Annotated in this window: 3 protein-coding genes; 2 read left to right on the top strand and 1 reads right to left on the bottom strand. The window is 68.9% G+C overall.

Features of this window, described 5'->3' with window-relative positions; all coding sequences use genetic code 11:
- Positions 1 to 548: 548 nt before the first annotated feature.
- Entirely contained in the window at positions 549 to 992 is a 444-nt protein-coding gene (locus HDC93_RS37505; protein WP_185015230.1) for a hypothetical protein, read from the top strand.
- A gap of 79 nt (positions 993 to 1,071) precedes the next feature.
- Complete coding sequence (locus HDC93_RS37500; RefSeq protein ID WP_185015229.1) at positions 1,072 to 1,764, top strand: hypothetical protein; 693 nt, start codon at positions 1,072 to 1,074, stop codon at positions 1,762 to 1,764.
- 554 nt (positions 1,765 to 2,318) lie between these two features.
- On the opposite strand, the gene HDC93_RS37495 is transcribed toward HDC93_RS37500, so the two are convergent.
- Positions 2,319 to 2,898 (bottom strand): DUF317 domain-containing protein (locus tag HDC93_RS37495; protein WP_260420016.1); only part of this gene is annotated, 580 nt, incomplete at its 5' end.

Genomic DNA, 2,898 nt, shown 5'->3' with positions numbered 1-2,898 from the left:
AACGAACTGAACGTCCGAACCCTCCCTCGGCGACACCGACACCATGCCTGATCAGCGGAAACTCAACGATCGCGTCCGGAAAGACAACGGCTTCTAAGACCCTGTGAGCCCGCCGGGTGCCTGCACTCGGACTCAGTGCACCACCGAGAAAAGGGGCAGCGCCACCGCTTCGCCCGCAATCCAGAGCATGGTCGTGCGCCACATCGAACCTCGGTGGCGACCAGGTCCGATGTGGGGGCTGTCGGCATCCGTGCACCCGCAGGACGGACGGGCGTGGCGCAGGTGGGGCGAGTCGAGCCAGTAGGCGTCGCGAAGTTGAGCGGTCGAGGGAGACGATGGCGTGTGATCGGGCACACCCTGGCATGGCCACCCCGGCGCACGGAGACACGCATCGTGGCCAACTCGTCATCTGGGCAGCCGAGAAGCCGAAGACCTCTGCTGACCTGGCCGGAGGTGACTGTGGACTTTGTGAATTGAAACCGCCGGGGGCGTGGGGCACGATCATGAAACGCGCAGGACGAGGTGCTGAGGTAGAGGAGGACGCCAAGGTGTTTCACCGGATACGCCGCAGGGCCAAGGAGCCGAGCGAAGCTCAGAGACAGTTCGCCGAGCTGTACGTGCAGCTGCAGGGCCAAGTCCCGCCCGGCTTCGGAGTGCCGGCGCCTGAGCCGGAGTCCGCCGAGCCAGCCGCCATCGTGGACGACTTCCTCCCGCCGGAACTGCGGGTGCCGAGCCACGACCAGGTTGAAGGCAAGATGATGCCGTGGAAGCAGCCCCTCGTCCTCGACGGCGAGATGGCCGCCTGCATCGAGTGCGGCGCATACCGGGACTGGCTCATCCTCTCCACCCGCGGTGAGATCTGGCTGCGCTGCAGGGCCGGACACCAGCAGCAGGAGACCCGCATCGACACCGCCTGGTACAACCGGCACTCCGGGCCGGCGGACGCGACGCACGCCACGTTCGAGGACTGCCTGCGCCACCTCGGGCACTGACCACCGCTCCTACGACCCCACCGGGCCCGCGGGCCCGCACTGACCACCCGTCGCCTAGCACCAAGGGGTCAGTTCCGTCATGCGCGTTCGCGTCGCCACCACCGTACTCGGCATCACCGCCGCCCTCCTCGCCGTGCCCGCCTGCTCCACCGACACCACCGGGTCCAAGCACCAGACCCCCTCCTCCCGCACCGTAAAGCCGGCCGACGCCGTCCAGAAGCCGGCCGCGCTCTCCTCGGCCGCGCTCGAGTCCCGCCTGCTCGACCCGCGCGACCTCGGCAGCGGCTACCTTGCCAAGCCGGAGCGTCCGGCCCAGCACGACGACGTCAGCGTCATCGGCTGCCCCGCCCTGAGCGAGCTGGGCGGCGATGCGGCGACTGGCGGCACGCTCGCCTTCCCGCACAAGGCGAAGGCGGACTTCACCTACGGCGGCAGTTCCTCGGAGATCTCCGAGGAGCTGTACAGCGATAGCGTGAAGAAGCTCTCCGACGGCATCCACCGGATCTTCGACGCCATGACCGGCTGCCCGACCTATCAGGTCGTCGCGGGCGGCACCCCGGTCGACGTGACCTCGCAGAAGCTGCCCGCACCCCACGCCAGCGGTGACGAGCAGTGGAGCCAGCTCCTGACGTTCTCCACCGGAGGGCGGAGCACCGTGGTCAAGCAGACCGCGGTCCGCGACGGCAGCCTGCTGCTGGTTTTCTCCGGCTCCCCGGCCCTCGTCGACCGCCACCTCGGCAAGGCCCTCGCCAAGGCCACGGCAACGAGCTGACCTGCGTGCACGTCACGCTGCTGCCTCCGACCACCGCAGGTCGGGGGCAGCAGTGCCTTACTGGCTGACGCGTTGAGCGGCGCTAGCGGCTTGGCCTGGTACCCAGGCTCGGACCTGGCCGGGCTGGAAGCAGAGCACGTTCGGGTTGTGACTGTGCGGCCCGTAGCCACTGCAGGCGTTCACGAGCAGGTACACGCCTGCGGGAACGTGCCAGTTCCAGAACCAGGCGTCCTGCTGCCGCCCGGTGTCGCACCAGGTCACGACAGCTTTGGAGCCACGGCGGCCGTGCTGGTAGACCCGCGTCACCTGGAGGAGTTGCCCCTGCCCGGAGCTTCAGTGCTGCTGAAATGCCTGCCACTGCGGCGACGATGAGAGCGATGACCATAAAGGCGCCGGGGCTGGGGTGCACCGCCGCCTTCTACATCGTTCCATCAACGGGCGGCAATTCTTCCTGGGCATCGAAGACCGGGCCACTTCACCCGAGAAGCAAGAAAGTCCGGCCCCCCAACTGGGAGGGTGCCGGACTGCGATCGTCGAGAGTTGTGCGCGGGACGTTAGATGGCCGGCGCGCGCAGGAGGCGCTCCTGGGTGGCCTCGGGCAGTACCCGCCGCAGGACCGGTGCGGTCGAGCTGAGGGAGGCGGCGAAGGCGGCGACGAGATCGTGCGGGACACTGGCGGCGAACGATGCCGCCCACAGACACGGTGCGCCGAGCGCGGGCTCGGCCCACGCCTGCCATCCGGCCGGTCCCGTCTCGTCGTCCTCGGCGGACAGGGCCCGCGGGTCGGCGTCCTGGATGAGGGGCGGGACCTCGCCGAGGCTGATGTGCGAGGTGAACGTCGGGTCCGTCGCCGCCGCCTCGGGTTGGTCGATGTCGCGGAACCATCCGTGGGCGGCGACAGCGTCAAGGACCAGCTCGGATCCGGCGAGCGGCACGGCAGGCTGGTCGCTAGCGTCGAGCGCGAGGAGGAAGTCGACCACCGCCTCGCCGGGGACGTCACGGGTGAAGTAGGCCGACCACTGGGCGAGCGGGCTGCTCGCTGTCGGCGTACACGTGAACGTCCCCACCCGCGTACGGATGAAAAGGGACAGTTGTTGATGCGGTGAGTCCTGCTGCTCGGCACTCTGCTGCTCG

Source organism: Streptomyces sp. AK010 (genome assembly GCF_014207295.1).
Lineage (GTDB): Bacteria > Actinomycetota > Actinomycetes > Streptomycetales > Streptomycetaceae > Streptomyces > Streptomyces massasporeus.
Note: the sequence above shows the minus strand (reverse complement) of the source record. Positions and strands in the feature narration are given on the sequence as shown.

What these genes read in the sequence shown, in the direction of transcription:
- HDC93_RS37500 (WP_185015229.1), top strand. Translation starts at nt 1,072, where the DNA reads ATGCGCGTTCGCGTCGCCACCACCGTACTCGGCATCACCGCCGCCCTC.